The organism is Paenibacillus sp. GYB004, assembly GCF_036577605.1.
GTDB lineage: Bacteria > Bacillota > Bacilli > Paenibacillales > NBRC-103111 > Paenibacillus_AB > Paenibacillus_AB oceani.
Window position 1 is genome coordinate 134,770 of record NZ_JARBDB010000017.1, and the last position, 17,498, is coordinate 152,267.

The 17,498-nt window shown below is 58.4% G+C and carries 13 protein-coding genes; 10 read left to right on the forward strand and 3 right to left on the reverse strand.

Features of this window, described 5'->3' with window-relative positions:
* Nucleotides 1-428 precede the first annotated feature (428 nt).
* From PV433_RS09870 to PV433_RS09910, 9 genes are all read left to right on the forward strand, one after another.
* Nucleotides 429-1,568 (forward strand): ROK family protein, encoded by a 1,140-nt coding sequence (locus tag PV433_RS09870; RefSeq protein ID WP_332071979.1) that lies wholly within the window; start codon nt 429-431, stop codon nt 1,566-1,568.
* A 272-nt stretch (nt 1,569-1,840) separates the two neighbouring features.
* Nucleotides 1,841-2,836 (forward strand): hypothetical protein, encoded by a 996-nt coding sequence (locus PV433_RS09875; protein ID WP_332071980.1) that lies wholly within the window; start codon nt 1,841-1,843, stop codon nt 2,834-2,836.
* A gap of 50 nt (nt 2,837-2,886) precedes the next feature.
* Nucleotides 2,887-4,968, forward strand: coding sequence for a hypothetical protein (locus PV433_RS09880; RefSeq protein ID WP_332071981.1), 2,082 nt, complete (start codon nt 2,887-2,889; stop codon nt 4,966-4,968).
* A gap of 36 nt (nt 4,969-5,004) precedes the next feature.
* Entirely contained in the window at nt 5,005-5,823 is an 819-nt protein-coding gene (locus PV433_RS09885) for an HAD family hydrolase (protein WP_332071982.1), read from the forward strand.
* Nucleotides 5,824-5,846: 23 nt separating this feature from the next.
* A complete protein-coding gene (locus tag PV433_RS09890) occupies nt 5,847-8,255 on the forward strand; it encodes an alpha-glucuronidase family glycosyl hydrolase (protein WP_332071983.1) in 2,409 nt (802 codons plus the stop codon).
* Nucleotides 8,256-8,273: 18 nt separating this feature from the next.
* Nucleotides 8,274-9,302, forward strand: coding sequence for a sialidase family protein (locus PV433_RS09895; protein ID WP_332071984.1), 1,029 nt, complete (start codon nt 8,274-8,276; stop codon nt 9,300-9,302).
* 45 nt (nt 9,303-9,347) lie between these two features.
* The gene (locus PV433_RS09900; protein WP_332071985.1) at nt 9,348-10,100 is read left to right on the forward strand and encodes a ThuA domain-containing protein; all 753 of its coding nucleotides are present in this window, start codon (nt 9,348-9,350) and stop codon (nt 10,098-10,100) included.
* 20 nt (nt 10,101-10,120) lie between these two features.
* On the forward strand, nt 10,121-11,182 hold the full coding sequence (locus tag PV433_RS09905; protein ID WP_332071986.1) for a Gfo/Idh/MocA family protein: 1,062 nt from the start codon (nt 10,121-10,123) through the stop codon (nt 11,180-11,182).
* Nucleotides 11,183-11,226: 44 nt separating this feature from the next.
* Nucleotides 11,227-11,712: a YhcH/YjgK/YiaL family protein gene (locus tag PV433_RS09910; RefSeq protein ID WP_332071987.1), complete on the forward strand. Its 486-nt coding sequence runs from the start codon at nt 11,227-11,229 to the stop codon at nt 11,710-11,712.
* Between the two features lie 118 nt (nt 11,713-11,830).
* Here the strand turns inward: PV433_RS09910 and PV433_RS09915 are convergent, their stop codons facing one another.
* Together PV433_RS09915 and PV433_RS09920 are read right to left on the reverse strand one after the other, a co-directional pair.
* Nucleotides 11,831-12,559, reverse strand: a complete 729-nt coding sequence (locus PV433_RS09915) for an SGNH/GDSL hydrolase family protein (protein WP_332071988.1) — start codon at nt 12,557-12,559, stop codon at nt 11,831-11,833.
* 179 nt (nt 12,560-12,738) lie between these two features.
* Nucleotides 12,739-13,620, reverse strand: coding sequence for an AraC family transcriptional regulator (locus PV433_RS09920; RefSeq protein WP_332071989.1), 882 nt, complete (start codon nt 13,618-13,620; stop codon nt 12,739-12,741).
* Nucleotides 13,621-13,836: 216 nt separating this feature from the next.
* On the opposite strand from PV433_RS09920, the gene PV433_RS09925 reads away from it, so the two are divergent.
* Nucleotides 13,837-15,084 carry a DegT/DnrJ/EryC1/StrS family aminotransferase gene (locus PV433_RS09925; RefSeq protein WP_332071990.1) on the forward strand — a complete coding sequence of 416 codons (1,248 nt, stop codon included), beginning with the start codon at nt 13,837-13,839 and terminating at the stop codon, nt 15,082-15,084.
* 876 nt (nt 15,085-15,960) lie between these two features.
* Here the strand turns inward: PV433_RS09925 and PV433_RS09930 are convergent.
* Entirely contained in the window at nt 15,961-17,337 is a 1,377-nt protein-coding gene (locus tag PV433_RS09930) for an extracellular solute-binding protein (RefSeq protein WP_332071991.1), read from the reverse strand.
* Nucleotides 17,338-17,498 lie beyond the last annotated feature (161 nt).

Below are 17,498 nucleotides of genomic sequence, written 5' to 3' on the forward strand. Positions count from 1 at the left end.
AGTCGCATGGGTAGGCGTATGGTATGCGTATGGGTAGATACGCGGCGCGTAGGCATGCGTGGGCTCCGGTAGCCATGCGTGGGCTCCGGTAACCACTCCCGCTCCGACTTCCGCCTCCGGCTCCCGTTCAGCCACTCCGATTCTCGCTCCATTCACGCACTCACCCGACACTAACCCAGCACCATTTCCGAACCCGCACTCACTCCCAGCACCCATTACCAGCACCCACTCCGACTCTCGCTCCTACCCCCACACCCGAATTCCGTCCATTTTTCCCGTCCCAAGGAGGTCCTAATCAAAGAATGTCATTTACAACTGCAGATGCCGTTGATTATAATATGAATTAATTAAATAATTAAGAAAATAGGAGGAGACCTGCAATACAGCAAAATAAAATCGCCTATTTGAAACAGGTGAAGCAAAGTAACATGTCCGAAGTTCTCGAGCGGATCTGGCAATTCCAGCAGATTTCGCGGGTGGAACTTGTTGAGCATACGGGGTTGACCTCGGGAACGATTACGAATTTGACGCACGAGCTGATCGGGTTGAAGATCATTCGCGAATTCGAAGCCGTATCGGGGAACGTCGGCCGCAGGAGGGTGATGCTCGGCCTCGACTCGAGCCTGTACCGGATTATCGGGCTGGATATCGGCCGGGCCACGCTGGAGGTTGTAGTCGTCGACCTGAACGGTAAAATCATCAAATCGATCGAACGCGACATGAGCGAGCGGAGAGGTCCCGACGAGTATTTTGACGTAATCGGACCGCTGCTTACCGAGACGAAACGGGAGATCGAGGACGCCGGATACACGGTGCTCGGCCTGGGAACAAGCGTACCGGGACCGATGGACTACAGCACGGGAGAACTGCTGAATCCGCCGAACTTCCCGGGCTGGAGCGGGTTTCCGCTGCAGCGGACGCTGGAGGAACGGTTCGGCATGGTCACCCTGATCGAGGATGACGCGCGTACGTCCGCGATGGCGGAGCGCTGGTACGGCCTGGGCCGCAACGTGCAGGATCTCGTCTTCATTACGATGGGCATCGGCATCGGCGGCGGCGTCGTATCCGGAGGCAAGATCGTCCGGGGGACGAACGGGCTGTGCGGGCAAGTGGGCCATATGACGATCGTCATCGACGGCAAAATATGCGACTGCGGCAACCGCGGCTGCTGGGAAACGGTAGGCTCGATCCCGGGCATACTGGGACGGTGGTCCGGCGGCGGCTCGATGGAGCAGCTGCGCGAAGCGATCCGGCAAGGAGACGCGGAGGCGCTGCGCTGCCTGGAAGATACGCTCGGTTATCTCGAAACGGCGCTTATCAATGTGTACAACTTGTACGATCCGGAATTAGTCGTGCTGGGAGGGAGATTATATCCTTATTTGGCGGATTACCTGCTTCCGGTCCGGAACCATCTGCGTTCGAGGCTGTACGCCTTTGCCAAGGACCGGCTGCGGATTGAACCTTCCACCTTCGGTACTTCTCAGAGCGCCGTAGGTGCTGCGGCGCTGTTGTTCGGATTTTTGCTGTCCGAGCCGGTGCGGCTGCTGGCGCTGGCCGAAGGCGGATAAGAGCCCGTGTAGTCCGTTAAGCTTGCCTGAATCGGGCTGCCCCGTGTTTGACTGCAATCGCGTTTCACTTTGCAGAGCTTCAGCCGCCTTCACGGCATTCTGCACGAATCGTCCGCCTCCGGGTTAGACGGGATGATCCCGCCGGCCCGGACGGACGGTTTCTGGCAGAGCCGCAGGCCAAGCATCGCGCACTCGCACTACATAGCACTACATCTTTTTTTTGTCACATAAACTTAAAGATTAAGTAAATTAAAATCGGGAGGAAGAACCATATGGGAGAGGGAGAATGGTATCGTCCGCTGCGCAACGCCGGCTGCAGAATAACCGATGGCCTTACGTTCAAAGGGTACCGGTCGCTTCTGCTGGAAAACGAAAAGGTGCTCATTCATCTGCTGCTCGATAAAGGCGGCGAGCCGATCCGCTGGCTGCACAAGCCGACTGACACGGACTTTATCTGGATAGCCGGCAAAGGGCTGGGCCCGAGCCATCCGTTATATTCCGAATATGAAATTAGCTATATCGGCGGATGGCAGGAGATGTTCCCGGAGGTTAGCTATACATCGACCTACCGCGGCGCAACGGTGCATCGCGGCGAGTCGGCCGTAACGCCGTGGGATTACCGGATTATCCGTGACGATCCGGATGAAATCCGGGTGCTGCTGATCAACCAGATCCGCTCGCTGCCGCTGCGGACGGAGAAGCAGATCGTGTTGACGGCGGGAAGCGAGACGGTCCGGATCGAGGAGACGATCATCAATCTGTCTCCGGCGACCCCGCTCGAAGCGAACTGGGGTCATCATCTGGCGTACGGCCGGCCTTTTCTGGGTCCGGATTCGTTTATTACGCTTGACGAAGGGGCGACCGTTCATCACCCGGTAACCGGGGAAAGCTGGGCATGGCCTTTGATGAGCGGCGGCGGAAGCGATACCGATCTGTCGATCATGCCGGCACCGGGGACAAAACGCGATCTGCTCTACATCTCTGCGCCGGACAGCAAGTACCGGCTGCACAGCCCGCGCCGGGGCGTATCGCTCGAGGTGCGCTGGGACGGCAGCGTATGGCCGTATTTGTGGTATTGGCAAAACTTCCAATCCGATTTCGCCGCGCCGTTCTTCGGATGCGACTACAACATCGGTCTGGAAATGTTCAACGTGCCGCCGAAGCTGACGCTGGGCGAAGCGGTCGAGCGCAAGCTGGCGCTGGCCGTGCCGCCGTCGGGGCGCCTGTCGTCATGGCTGGAATTCGAAGCGATTCCCGGAGGGGAATAACGGAGTAGACTTCATTTAATCCAACGCTTGACAGAGGGAGGAGCTAATCTATGACTGCTGCCGGGAAACGATTGTCATTTGCAGCGATACGCACCAATTCGGTGTACGACCGGACCAATCTCGTCACGATCCGCAATATGGCCCGCCCTTACGACGATGAGGCGGAGCCTTGGAGGGGAGCGGAGACGCCGGAGTTCAGCCGTCTGCTCGATACGATTATAGCGAGAAGGCTTGAGGGGAAACCGGTCGTCTGGTCGATGGGAGCGCATGTAATCAAAAACGGGCAGTCCCGCTACGTGATCGAGATGGTGCGTAACGGCTTTCTTACGCATGTATCGGGAAACGGCGCGACGAGCATCCACGACTTCGAGCTCGCCTTTCTCGGGGAAACGTCGGAGGATGTGGCCCGTTCGATCGAGGACGGTTCGTTCGGGATGTGGGAGGAAACCGGCCGGTACATGAACGAGGCGGTCCGAGAGGGAGCGGCGCAAGGCTTGGGCTACGGGGCGAGCCTGTATCAGTATTTGTCGGCTCACCCCAAGAAGTTCCCGCATTATGATGACTGCGTCTTCGTTCAGTGCCAGCGTTTCGGCGTTCCGTATACGTGCCACATCTCGATCGGTACCGATATTATTCATCAGCATCCGATTGTCGATTATGAAGCGCTGGGCCAAACGTCCGGGGAAGATTTCCGGCAGATGTGCCGGTCCGTAGCGGCCATGAAGGATGGAGGGGTCTTCCTCAACTTCGGCTCTGCGATCTCCGGGCCGGAAATTTTCTTGCGCGGCTTATCGCTTGCGCGCAATCGGGGGCTGCCGATGCAAGGTATTGTCGCCGCGAATTTCGATATCGTTCCCGTGACCGCCGATTCGCGGCCTCCGGAAACGGACCCCGACTACCATTACCGGCCCCGCCGGGTACTGATCGACAGACTCGGCGAGATCGGCGGGGAAGGTTACTTGTTCCACGGGCTGCACCAGCAGACGATCCCCGCGCTGTTCCACGGTCTGATGCGCCGCAAGGAGAAGCTGGACGCCCCATTCGCACCGCCTAAGGATGCGGGCGCCGAAGCGGCGCAAAGCTTGAAGCTGTACCCGGTCGGCGCCAGGCGCAGCAAATTTCGTCTCGACCAGGACACGCCGCCGGGCGTTGACGCTGCGGCTGGTCCGGCAGGCGCGCCGCACCACCGGATAGAAGCGGCACACGCCGGAGGTCCCGCCGGCGACGGCGCATCCGAGCCGAGGCCGGGAACGTGGACCGATCCGCAGTTAGGCGATCTGATCGCCCGGCTGCAGGAAGCGAAGGAACGCGGCTGCCGCGTCCTCGTCTCGCTGGGCAGCAACGTGGCCGGCAGCGGAGTCCAGCCTTACTTGATCGATCTGATCCGCCGAGGCTATGTGACGCATCTGGCGCTGACCGGAGCCGCCTGCTTCCAGGATATCGAGTTGGCCGCCTTCGGCCATACGGAAGCGGTGGAGGAGGGGACGCTGAAGGAAGGGAAGCTGGCGATGTGGAAGGAAACCGGGGATATCGTGCACGGGGCCCTTCTCGAAGGCAACGCAAACGAGACCGAAACCGAAACCGAAACTGGACGCGGTTACGGGGAGAGCATCATCCGGTACGCCCGCAATCATCCCGCTCTTTTCCCGCATATCGAGGACAGCCTGCTCGGAGCTTGCGCCCGGTACGGCATCCCCTATACGTGCCATATTACGATCGGCACGGACGATATCCAACTGCACCCGATGTCTGACTTCGCGGCCCAGGGAAAGGCGAGCGGCATCGATTTTCAAATGTACTGCCATACCGTAGCTCATCTGGAGGGCGGCCTGTTCCTTAATTTCGGCTCTACTGTCACCGGTCCCGAAGTGTTCCTGAAGGCGCTGTCGATCGCGCGCAACCTGCACTATCCCGTTCATCATATCACTACCGCGAACTTCGACATCGTCCGGCTGGGCGACTACCACAAGAAGGTCGGCTACGAAGATTGGGACTACTACTACCGGCCGCGAAAAAATATCGTTCACCGCCCGACCAGCCTCGGCGGCAAAGGGTTTCATTTTGAAGGGCTCCATGAGGAAACGATTCCCGCGATCTGGGAAGCTCTGGTCGAAGCGGGGCAAGCAACGTAAAGAACGGATGTACGATATGGGGGAGGCATAAAGCACATGGAATCTAGCAGCGGAACTACACTGAAGAAGCCGGTCAAGGCGGTTTTATTCGATTTCGACGGCACGCTGTCGACGCTTCGGGCGGGCTGGGAAGAGACGATGGCCCCGATGATGAAAGAAGCGATCGCGGGAAGCCGGCAGCTGACACAGGAGGAAGCCGAGGCGCTGGACCGGGAAATCTCGGATTATATCGATCAGTCGACCGGAATCCAGACGATTTTTCAGATGAGATGGCTGGCCGATCAAGTGGCGAAAAAAGGATGGAATGAGCAGGTGCTCGGGGAGTGGGAGTACAAGGCGGAATACAACCGCCGGCTGCTCGAGACGGTGCAGAGACGGATCGCTGATCTGGAGGAAGGGAAGCTCCGGGCGTCCGATTATTTAATGAAAGGGTCCGAGGCGTTTCTCGAGCTGCTGCACGCCAGAGGGATCGAGATGTTCGTCGCGAGCGGCACCGATCATCCGGACGTCGTGAATGAAGCGAAGGTGCTTGGCGTCTATGCGTATTTTAAGGAAATTGCGGGAGCGCCGGTAGGCCGTGCCGACTGTTCGAAAGAAAAAGTGATGCGCGATCTGCTGGAGCAAAAAGGATTTCGCAGCGACGAGCTGGCGATTATCGGCGACGGCAAGGTCGAAATCCGGATCGCCCGCGAGAACGGAGCGCTGGCGCTGGGACTGGCGAGCGATGAGAACGAGCGGGAAGGCATCAATCCGGTCAAGCTGGAGCGGCTGAAGACGGCGGGAGCGAACCGGATCGCCGGAGATTTTACGAATACGGCGGAGTGGCTGGAATGGCTCGGACTGGATTCCAAATAAACGAACGGGAGGCGGGACCAATCATGAAAGGGATCGACTTCACAGGGGCGCTGGTACTAAGCGCGCCTGAGGTTTGCGGACCCGAGACGAAAGCCGTCGACGTACTCATCGAGGAGATAGCCGATCGGACCGGCGTCGTCCTGGAAAGGACGCAGGTCTATGCCCGGCGGCCGGTACCTGTTATCGTTGCCGGAACGGCTGAGTCGCTGCGCCGCATCTCCGGGCTGGAATGGCCGGAGGCGGTGACCGGGGGACTCGCGGAGCTGAAGCCGGAAGGGTATATGCTGCGAACGGAGGAATGTGAAGGCGCAGCGCCGGTCGTATGGATCGTCGGAGCGGACGCGAGAGGCGTCCTATACGGCGCCGGCAAGCTGCTGCGATTGCTGCGCTGGGGAGCGGGCTCGTGCCGGCTGGAGCAACCGCTTCATACGATAACCGCCCCGCATTCGCCGATACGCGGCCACCAGCTCGGCTACCGGCCGAAAAACAATGCGCTGGACGCCTGGAGTCCGGAGCAGTTCGACCGGTACATCCGCGAGCTTGCGCTGTTCGGGGCGAACAGCGTCGAGATTTTGCCGCCGCGCACTGACGATCACCCGACCGGCCCGCTGATGAAGGTCGAGCCGCTGGAGATGATGGTGCGAATTGCGGAATCGATTGACAGCTACGGGCTCGATACGTGGATCTGGTATCCGAATATGGGCGACGATTATGACGATCCGGTTACGATCGCGGCCGAGCTGGCCGAGCGCGAAGACATTTTCCGCAAGCTTCCGCGCATACGGGCGTTGTTCGTCCCGGGCAGCGATCCGGGCAAGATGGAGCCCGATCCGCTGTTCGTATGGACGGAGCGGGTAGCCCGGCTGCTCAAGCAATACCATCCGGAGGCGACGATCTGGCTGTCTCCGCAAATTATGAGGCATGATTCGGCGGCTTGGATGGAAGCGTTTTACCGGCAGGTCGACCGGGAACCGGATTGGCTCGGCGGCATCGTCTTTGGTCCGCATGTCGACGTTCCGCTGCCCGAACTGAGGCGGCGGATTCCGGCCCGGTACCCGATTCGGCGCTACGAGGATATTACGCACAACTATCATTGCCAGTACCCGGTCGCGGATTGGGATATGGCTTATGCGCTTACGCTCGGCCGGGAAAGCTGCAATCCGCGTCCCGTCGCCCAGAAGCATATTCATAACGTGCTTGCGCCTTACGCAGACGGCACGATTGCCTACTCGGAAGGGATCAACGACGATGTGAACAAATTCGTCTGGTCCGATCAGGAGTGGGACCCGGCGACGCCGGTCGTGCAGACGCTGAGAGAGTACGCCGGATTGTTTATCGACGACAAGCGTGCGGAAGCGGTCGCTCAGGGACTGCTCGCTCTGGAGCGCAACTGGGAAGGGCCGCTGGCCGTGAACGACGGAGTCGAAGTGACGCTGCAGCAGTGGAAACGGATGGAGGCGGATGCGCCGCCCCGGATGCGCGGCAGCTACCGGTTCCAGATGCATCTGCTGCGCGCCTATTTCGATGCGTACACGAAGCGGCGGCTCGCTTACGAGACGGAGCTGGAGTATAAGGCCAGGGAAGCGCTGCAAATGGCGCCTGTCAGCGGAAGTCTGGCTGCGCTGGAGCGGGCCGGGCATATTCTCGGGCAGGCGAGGACGGAGCCGGTAGCGGCTCCTTACAAGGAGCGCTGCGAGCAGCTCGCCGACGAGCTGTTCGCGAACATCGGCTACCAGCTGACGGTAACGCGCCATTTCGCCAGATCGCAAGGCAGAGGCGCCTTCATGGACGCGATCGACGCTCCGCTGAACGACATCCGCTGGCTGCGCACGCAGTGCGAGCTGATTCGCGAGGCGGAGGACGAAGGCGAGCGGCTTGCGCTGATCGAACGGGCTCTGAACCGGACGGACCCGGGGCCGGGAGGTTTTTACGACAACTTGGGGTCTTGCCGGGGCTTCCGCCGCGTCGATCCGGGCGCAGGCTGGCAGGCGGACCCCGGGTATTTGGCGACCCCGAGAATCGCTTATGCGATGCATATGCTGTCGATGTCGCCAGAGCGCCAAAAGGAGCTCGGAGGCATACCGCTTTCCTGGGTCGCCCATGCGAACGCGATGCTGGATACGCCGATCGTCGTCCGGTACGATTCACTCGATCCGCAGACGAAGTATAAGGTGAAGGCGGTGTTCGTAGGCGAGACGAGCGGCCGGACGCCAAGGGACTGCTGGGCGAGTCTGACCGCAGGCGACAGCTTCGTGCTGGACGAAGAGGTGCATATCGCGGCAGGAGGCGTGACAATCCGGGAATGCGCGGTTCCGCCGGAGGCGGTGCAGGACGGCCGGCTGAGCCTGACGTTCCGGCGTACGCGCGGTTTCAAACGGTTAAATGTCGCGGAGGTATGGCTGCTGCCGGAACGGAACCGTTCCGAAATTTGAAGCGGGGGATGATGGGGAATGCGGGTGGAATCCGCCAGTAAGGAGTATATTTTCGAGGACGAACGGCCTTTTCAGTCCTGTCATGCTTCTACGATCATAGCGCTGGATCGCGGACGGCTGCTGACCGCCTGGTTCGGCGGGACGAAGGAAGGGGCGCACGATGTCGACATCTGGGGTGCGCTTCGAACGGAGGACGGCTGGAGCGAGCCGGCGCGTTTGGCAGGAGCCGACGTTCCTCTGTGGAACCCGGTGCTCGACCGGGACGAGAGGGGCATCCTCACGTTATATTACAAATCCGGCGTTAAAATCCCTTCGTGGCGGACGATGGTGACGACCTCCTCCGACGACGGCACGACCTGGTCGGCTCCCCGCGAGCTGATCGAGGGCGACGAAGGGGGACGCGGTCCGGTCAAAAACAAGCTGATCCGGCTGCGCGACGGCACGATGGCCGCCCCCGCATCGCTAGAGACGAAGGAGCGCTGGGACGCTTTCGTCGACTTGTCGGCGGACGGCGGCGCTTCCTGGAACAGGACCGGGTTCGTTCCGCTCCGGCGCGTCCCGAAACAGGAAGGAGAAGCGGCGACGGACATCCGGCCCGCCGAGGAGGCCGACGGGGTGATGAACAAAGGCGTTATCCAGCCTACGCTGTGGGAATCGGAGCCGGGCCGTGTGCACATGCTGCTGCGCACGACCGAAGACACGATCTTCCGCAGCGATTCCGCAGACGGGGGACGTTCGTGGTGCCAGGCCTATTCGATCGGCTTGCCGAATAACAACAGCGGCATCGATCTGGCGCAGATGAACGACGGAACGCTCGCGCTTGTTTATAACCCGGTAAGCGGGAGATGGGGGCCGAGAACGCCTCTGGTCGTCCGCTTCTCCTCCGACAACGGAATGAGCTGGGGCGGCGAGTTCGTGCTCGAGAAAGAGCCAGGCGAATATTCGTATCCCGCTATCGTGGCGGGCGGCGAAACGCTTCATATTACGTACACCTGGAACCGGGAACGGATCGCGTATTGGAAGCTGACGGTATCCGGAAACGGGTAAGGATACGGTACATTTGTGCGATAGGGAGAAGGAGGATGGCGGACGATGATTCGCGTTACGATCTGGAACGAGTATTCTCACGAGCTGCGTAAGGAAAAGGTGGCGGCGATTTACCCGAGAGGCATCCACGGGGCGATCGCCGAAGGGATCGCATCAAGCGATTTTACGATCCGCACCGCGACGCTGGCTGAGCCGGAGCACGGACTGACGGACGATGTGCTGCAAACTACCGATGTGCTGATCTGGTGGGGACACCGCGCCCATGAGGAAGTAGACGACGCGGTTGTGGACAAAGTGCATGCCCGCGTCTTGAACGGGATGGGGTTTATCGCGCTTCATTCGTCGCATTACTCGAAAGTATTCCGCAAGCTGATGGGCACGACCTGCTCGCTCATCTGGAGAGTGGCGGACGAGAAGGAACGGCTGTGGGTCGTCAATCCCGGTCATCCGATTACGCAGGGCATCGACCGTTATTTCGAGCTGGAGCAGGAGGAAATGTACGGCGAGTTTTTCGACATTCCCGAGCCGGATGAGCTTGTGTTTCTGAGCTGGTTCCAGGGCGGGGAAGTGTTCCGCAGCGGCTGCACGTTCCGGCGGGGCAGAGGGAAAATCTTTTATTTCCGCCCGGGCCACGAGACGTATCCGACGTTCCATAACGAATCGGTGCTGAAGGTTATCTCGAACGGAGTCCGCTGGGCGGCACCCGAGCCGGAGCAGGCTCCGCGCAGCGTGCCGCCTAGTCCGCATCCCGCGCTCGAGCCGGTGCCCAGCGAGAAGCCGGTCAAATCATCCAACTAAAAGCGAGGAGAGAAGATCGAATGGCAACTTTAAAAGTAGGGGCAGTAGGAACGGGCGGGATGTTCAAAGGCGCGCATCTGGCCGCCTGGCTGGCCAATCCGGACACCGAGCTCGTCGCCTTGTGCGATGCGAATAAGGAGGCGGCTCAGAAAATCGCCGACGAGCACGGCATCGAGGACGTGTACGAGGATTACCGCGAGCTGATCGCGAGAGACGATATCGATATTATTAACGTCTGCACGCCGAACCTGTATCATTCCGAAGTGTCGATCGCCGCGCTGAAGGCGGGCAAGCATGTGTTCTGCGAAAAGCCGGACGCCGTCAGCCCCGAGGAAGCGGTCAAGATGGCGGAAGCGGCGAAGGAGAGCGGCAAGGTGCTGATGGTCATGCGCAACAACCGGTTCCGTTCCGTGGCGCAGTTTCTGAAAACGTATGCGGTCAAAGGGCATATGGGCGACTGCTACACGGGCCGGTGCGGATGGATCAGGCGAAGAGGCATACCCGGCAAAGGCGGCTGGTTTACGACCAAAGAGTTGTCGGGAGGTGGTCCGCTCATCGATCTGGGCGTCCATATGATCGACCTGGCTGTCTGGATTATGGGCAATCCGAAGCCGGTTGCGGTTAGCGGCTCGGCATATACGAAGTTTGCCGAGACGGATCTCGCCGATTCGGAGCACAGCGCGTTCGGGGAGAAGAAAAGCGGCGGCGTATTCGACGTTGAGGATCTGGTCTCCGGCTTCATCCGGTTCGAGAACGGGGCGACGCTGCAAATCGAATTCAGCTGGGCGTCCAATATCGAGCAGGAAACCCGGTTCGTCGAGCTGCGCGGGACGAAGGCGGGCTTCAGCCTGCGAAACGACGATTTGAAGCTGTTTACGGAGATCGAAGGGACCCTGTGCAACGTGGAGCCGCAAATCGTCAAAAACGGGCATGGGCATGGCTCCAACATCCACCATTTTGTAGAGGTGGTGCAAGGCCGGGAGAAGCCGATTTTCACGCCGGAACAGGGCGTCGATATGATCAAGATTTTAAGTGCGATCTACGAATCGGCGCGGCTTGGCCGCGAAATCCGGCTCGACTGAGGACAGTTCCAATTCAGGCTTGGCCGGCGGGAGGTTGGATCTAATTGATCTGGGGGCATATCGACAATTGGGAAGCCGAGAAAGCCATGTGGCCGGCTGCTCTGCAACAAGCGATGGAGCACATCCGCTCGCTGGACTTCGATCAAGTACCGGACGGAAAATACGAGCTGAACGGCAGACGGATGCACACTTCAATCAAGACGACAACGACTAGAGCCGCGGCGGATCAAAAGGCGGAATCGCACCGTACTTATATCGATATTCAATACGTAATCAGCGGCGAGGAGAAAATCGGAGTCGTACCGTGGAGCTCTTCGCTGCAAATCGCCAGGGATGATCTGGACACGAGGGACGTCGCTTTCTACGACAAGGTGGAGCAGGAGCTCTGGCTGCACCAGAAGCCGGGGATGTACGCCGTCTTTTTCCCGGCAGATGTTCACCGCCCTTGCTGCAGCGTGGACCGGGAAGGGCCGGTACGCCGGATGGTGATCAAGATCGATAGACGGCTGCTGGTTGGCGAAGAGAAATAAAACACCCCCGATGGTCCGAAAGAGCGGTTAAGCTTCCCGGGTCGTCGGGGGTTTCGTTAGGATCGGGCATAAGTTCATTTGCCTGCTCCGGTTCCGGGCGAGGCAGCGATATCGGTATCTAGGATTGCGCCGGCACCGGGGCGTCCGCAAACAGCCTCTGCTCGAGCGCTTCCGCCATCCGCTCGTGGAAGTCGCCGTCCGGATGATTGATGCCGTTCGACAGCTTCTCGTGAATATCGAGGCCTTGCTTCTCCATCTCTTCCCATATCGCATAGATATCCAGGAGCGCTACGTCTTCCTCTTGCGCCATCGCACGAAGAGCTTGCACGTACCTGTAGAGGTTCCCGTTCTCGTACACGCGTGTAAAGTTTGCCACATGATGGCGGTGAACGTCGGCGATTCGCGGGTTGTCGTGCTTCATCATCATCGGAGGGGTGAACAGCAACACTTCCGCTTCCGTCTGTTCCTTCACTTGACGGATGAGATCGCGAATCGCTCCGATATAGTTGTCCAGACCGGCGTCTCCGGCATGGGCGTCATTCAGTCCGAAGCAGATCGTAACCAGATCCGGCTTGTAGACGAGCACGTCATGCTGCCAGCGTTCCCTGGACCGGTGAGCCGTGTCTCCCGATACGCCGGAGTTGATTACGTTCAGGATGCTGATCGGATAACGCTTGGCTACCCGTTTGCGAAGCAATTGATGATAGACGCGCTCATGCTCGACCACGCCTTCCTCCATGCACCCTTGCGTTACGCTGTCGCCTATCGCGACATATATAGCAGGCCTCGCCGCAGGATTTGTTGCCTTCTCCTGCAGTCTGGCTTGCAGTCTTGTAAAGTCGTCCATGAACCGTAAACCTCCTGAGCAAGTGATGAACCCATCATAGCAAATCGGCGGGAACGCCGTCTTTGTACAAAATTGATTTTTGTGCGTTACGAACCTTTAATCGTAAAAGGCGGGCGGAGCGTACACGGGAAGCGGATAGAAGGGAAGTTGCCCCTTCGCAAAAACGATCGGAGCCGGCTTTACGGGTCCACCCGCGAATGTTTTTTTCTGTAATCGGTTGCACTCATGCCGGTCGCTTCCTTAAAGACGCGGGTAAACGAGCGCAGGGAAGAGAAGCCGACGTCGTAGGCGATCTCCGAAACCGACATGTCCGTTGCGCTGAGCAGCCCCGATGCCCGGCGAATCCGCAGCTGGTGCAAATATTCGAGAAAGTTTTTGCCGAGCAGCCGCTTGAAGGCGTTGCGTACGACAAATACGCTCACCCCGAACTTGCCCGCCACTTCCTCAAGAGAAATATTTTCCTCCAGAAAATGCGTGTTAACGTATTTGACGAAATCCCATTCCTCGGGCTGGGCGGAGGACGGCTGCTCGAGTGAGGCGAAGCCGGGATGGTGGCGGAAAAACAAATAGATCGCCTCCAGCAGCTTAATCCGCATAAAGCCCTGTTTGCCAAGCGTCTCCGGCACGGTCCTGTATTCGTTCTCCAATGCGAAGAGAACCGATTGCAACGCTTCGAACGGCTGAGGAGGGAGATCGTAAAAAGGCGTCATCTCGTCCGATAGCCGGACCAGCCATCGCCCGACCTCGGCGAAGTCGGGCTGGAACAGCAGGTTAATATCGAACATGCAGCAAAATTTGACGAGCTTCCGGTCCCCGTGCAGCTTCAGCGCATGCAGATGGTAAGGAAGCAGCAGGCAGATGCTGCCCGGCCCTAGCCGGTGCTCCGCGCCGTTGACGACCTCCGTTCCCTCGCCGCCGGTAACAAGCGATATTTCGACGAACTCGTGATGGTGATTCGGGTACCCGTTATTAACGGTGTAATGATTGATGAACAGCGGCAGCTCGCCCTTTTTGAACGTGTTGAGACGGAGGCTGTCCTGAAAAATAGGAAAAGTCGTCATCCGTTTTCCTCGCCTGTCACGATGGGATATCGTTCATATGGATTTATTGTATCAATTATTGGCTTACTTTCCTACACAAATTGGCGCGTAAGCGTTTGCCCGGACTTTTATAATAGCAACTGAGAGCAACAGTTACGTCCGGGGCCCGATCAGGCGAGCAGGCAGCCGCTTCGCCTGTGCGGAGCCGGACAATACAAGGGATAAGGGGATAGAGCCATGAGTCAAGAAACGTTAGCCATCCACGGCGGTCCGAAAACGAAAACGACTCCGTTCGGCACCGGGAAGCGATTCGGCCTGGACGAAGCGAAGGAGCTTCTGGAGGCGCTTGAGCAAAATACACTGTTTTACCATTTCGGCAAAAAGGTAAAACAATTTCTGAGCGATTTTAACGAGATGTACGGCGTGAAGTACAGCGTCGCGACAACCTCGGGGACGGCGTCGATTCACGTAGCGCTCGGTGCGGCCGGTGTAACGGTGGGCGACGAAGTTATCACGAGCCCGATCACCGACCAGGGGACGCTTATCGGCATTTTGTATCAAAATGCGATTCCGGTATTCGCCGATCTTGATCCGAATACGTACAACATGGACCCGAAATCGATCGAAGCGTGCATTACGCCGCGTACGAAAGCGATTCTCGTCGTCCATCTGGCGGGCAACCCGGCCGATATGGACGCGATTATGGCGATCGCCCGCAAGCATAACGTCAAAGTCATCGAAGACTGCGCGCAAAGCTACTTGACCAAATACAAAGGCCGTCTGGCCGGCACGATCGGCGATTACGGCTGCTTCAGCACCAATGACTTCAAGCATATCTCGACAGGCGACGGCGGGATCGTGACGGTAAACTCCGGAGACGAGCAGGATTTCCTGACGACGCATGCGTTCGCGGACAAAAACTTCAAACGTTTCGGCGATACGGTGCAAAAAGATCTTCATTACGTGGCGCCGAACTACCGGATGACCGAGCTTCAAGGCGCGGTAGGGATCGCGCAGCTCAAGAAGCTGCCTTGGATTTGCGAGCGCCGTCACAAATTCGGCGACCGGATTACAGCCGGAATCAGCGGTTTGCCGGGCATCGAGCCGCATAAGGTGGAGGAAGGCAACGAGGGGACGTACTGGTTCTACATGCTGCGCATCGACGAGTCCAAGCTGACCTGCACGCGCAAGGAGTTCAGCGAGGCGCTGGCGGCGGAAGGCATCCCGAATACGGCGGGTTATATCGCATCCGTTATGTACATGCAGCCGTTGTTCCAGAAACGCCAGGCGTATCTCGGCAGCCACTTCCCGTTTGATATTACGGGAATCACGTATAAGGAAGGCGACTGTCCGGAAGCGGAACGGATTTTGCAGACGGCGGTCCGCCTGAGCGTGAACGAGTTTTTCTCCGAGCAGGACATCGACGATATGGTCCGGGCGATCCGCAAGGTCGCGAATCATTTCGCGAAAGTTCCGGCGGTATAAGCGAAGCGAATACAGCGTATAGATTGAAAACGAGGCGGGGCCGTTTCTCCAAGTCTGATCAGACTTGGAGGGCGGCCTTTCGCCGTCTTCTTTCGTCGTCTTCTTTCTCCGCCTCCGTCAGGCCTTCGGGCGAAGCAAACTTGCATCGTGAAAATAAGCAAACTTACATCGCGTAAAAAGCAAACTTAAATCGTGTAACGAACTGTACGGCGCTTATACTCGAAAAGTACGTTTTCCTGAGATCTAACGAACGTCATCGACCTTATTAGGCGAAGAATAGTTGGAGATACGATCTTGTGGAGGAAGTAACGTGCCTGGGGTTCGCAACAGCTTTCAATCGCAACATTTTGGCCGAATAAGGAGTGTGGGGTTCGTTACCCGTGCTGGTACCCGTGCTCGTAACAGTGTCAGTTGTCAGTGCCAGTAGCAGTAGCAGTAGCAGTAGCAGTAGCAGTAGCAGTAGCAGTAGCAGTAGCAGTAGCAGTAGCAGTAGCAGTAGCAGTAGCAGTAGCAGTAGCAGTAGCAGTAGCAGTAGCAGTAGCAGTAGCAGTACCAGGACCAGTACCAGTACCAGTACCAGTACCAGTACCAGTACCAGTGCCAGTGCCAGTACCAGTGCCAGTGCCAGTACCAGTGCCAGTGCCAGTGCCCGTACCTGTGCTTAAACCCAGCCCTGTGCCGGCGCCAGTACCCGTGCCCCTGCGGGCCTGATCGCGGTTGCCCCGACCGCAAACGGGAGTCGTTTCGCGCTTTATTCTTGGTTTCGGAGCTATCGTACAGTCTCCATGTTTGTTTAACAGTACCCTAGCCTCTTCATGCAAAAAGGTTGAGCGGCAGTTTGCAGCGCTCAACCTCTTTGTTGAAAATTCCCCGGGCCTACACCGTCTCCTCGATTCTCCGGCTGACGGTGTCCATATCGTCGAGCCCGGCCCAATAGAGCTTCAGCTCGGCACAGATCCGCACCAGCTCCGCATAGCGGATGTTCATGTCGGCATACAGCCGGTAAGTCGGCGCAAGATCCCGGTACACCTCATGGCGGGAGGGACGGTTCAAGCCGTCCGGACCGCTCCATTCGGCGGCTTCCTTGCGGGAAGGCAGACTCAGCGTCGTCTTCCGGATGAACAGCTGGGCTTCTTCCCCCGTGCAATAATCGACGAACGTTTTGGCCGCCTGTTTTTTGCCGCTCTGCTTGTTGACGGCCAGTCCGATCGCCAGCATCAGCGTAGCAGGCTCCCCCGAGTGGGGAAGCGGCGCAATATCGTAATCGAGGTCGGTTTCGCGCAGCGAATTTATACTGAAATAACTCGTGACGATCATCGATACTTTCTGCTGGGCGAATAACGCCTCCGCATCGGCATCCCGCTCGGATAAATAAGCGGAAGCGACGTTTTGCGCAGCGAGCAGGGAGGAGCCGGTTGCGGCCGCCGTGCGGAGCAAGTCCCGGTCGAACGCCAGCCGGCCTTCCGGGCTCCGGCCGAAACGAATTCCGCTTTGCAGCAGAAACAGCGGCCACCGGTTGATCGATAAATAATGCATATAAAAACCGAGATGTCCGCGGCTGGAGGACAGCCGCTTCGACGCTGCTGCCACATCGTCCCACGTCCAGCTGTCGTCCGGCGCGGTCAGCCCCGTTTCGCGGAAATGAACTTTGTTGTAGGCCAGCACAAACGGGGAAAAAACGAACGGCTGTACATACAGCGCCCCCGCTTCGGTAAACGGCCTGTTCAGAAACGGGTACAGCGAACCGGAAGGCGCCAGGGGCTCCAGTTGACTCAAAGCGGGACCGTTCTCGAGCAGGGTCTCGAACATCTCGTTGTTTACGGTGACGACATCGATCGGCTCCGCATTAAGAAAATCGGCGAGCTCGGAAGCGAACCGCGTAGACGGAAGCGGTACCGGTTGTACGACAATGCCCGGATACGTCCGGTGAAACCGGTTCAGCAGCGTCATCAGGTTGACATGCTCGAGCAATGTGGAGAAATACCCGAGCCTGATCGTAACCGCCGCTGCGGCTGCGTTCTGGACGACCCGTGTGCCGATCCGCGGCACCTTCTCCACGAGCCCTTGCTCCACAAGCTGCTCCAGTCCTTTGCGGACGGAGTTTTTGCTTAAGGAAAACTGCTCGATCAATTGATGTTCAGAAGGCAAAAAGTCGCCCGGCGCGTACCGGCCCATGCCGATATCGTTGCGCAGCGAGACAAGCATTTCTTCCAGGCGGATGCGAAATGTAGTGCGTTTCGGTTTTGCGGACATGCAGAAACCTCCGAAGATAGTCCGGCCAAACGTACGTGGCTTGATCGGTTGTACTCATTATAACGGCAAATGTGGGTGTTGAGAAGTTGACGGTAATGGTTAACGCTCTTTATAATATACAATAAGAACAAGATATGAACCAAAGATCAGCGGAATCGAGG

Excerpts from the sequence above, each read along its gene's own strand:
- PV433_RS09885 (WP_332071982.1), top strand. The coding sequence starts at position 5,005 with ATGGAATCTAGCAGCGGAACTACACTGAAGAAGCCGGTCAAGGCGGTT.
- PV433_RS09875 (WP_332071980.1), top strand. The coding sequence starts at position 1,841 with ATGGGAGAGGGAGAATGGTATCGTCCGCTGCGCAACGCCGGCTGCAGA.
- PV433_RS09890 (WP_332071983.1), top strand. The coding sequence starts at position 5,847 with ATGAAAGGGATCGACTTCACAGGGGCGCTGGTACTAAGCGCGCCTGAG.
- PV433_RS09905 (WP_332071986.1), top strand. The coding sequence starts at position 10,121 with ATGGCAACTTTAAAAGTAGGGGCAGTAGGAACGGGCGGGATGTTCAAA.
- PV433_RS09925 (WP_332071990.1), top strand. The coding sequence starts at position 13,837 with ATGAGTCAAGAAACGTTAGCCATCCACGGCGGTCCGAAAACGAAAACG.
- PV433_RS09920 (WP_332071989.1), bottom strand. The coding sequence starts at position 13,620 with ATGACGACTTTTCCTATTTTTCAGGACAGCCTCCGTCTCAACACGTTC.
- PV433_RS09915 (WP_332071988.1), bottom strand. The coding sequence starts at position 12,559 with ATGGACGACTTTACAAGACTGCAAGCCAGACTGCAGGAGAAGGCAACA.
- PV433_RS09895 (WP_332071984.1), top strand. The coding sequence starts at position 8,274 with ATGCGGGTGGAATCCGCCAGTAAGGAGTATATTTTCGAGGACGAACGG.
- PV433_RS09900 (WP_332071985.1), top strand. The coding sequence starts at position 9,348 with ATGATTCGCGTTACGATCTGGAACGAGTATTCTCACGAGCTGCGTAAG.
- PV433_RS09930 (WP_332071991.1), bottom strand. The coding sequence starts at position 17,337 with ATGTCCGCAAAACCGAAACGCACTACATTTCGCATCCGCCTGGAAGAA.
- PV433_RS09880 (WP_332071981.1), top strand. The coding sequence starts at position 2,887 with ATGACTGCTGCCGGGAAACGATTGTCATTTGCAGCGATACGCACCAAT.
- PV433_RS09870 (WP_332071979.1), top strand. The coding sequence starts at position 429 with ATGTCCGAAGTTCTCGAGCGGATCTGGCAATTCCAGCAGATTTCGCGG.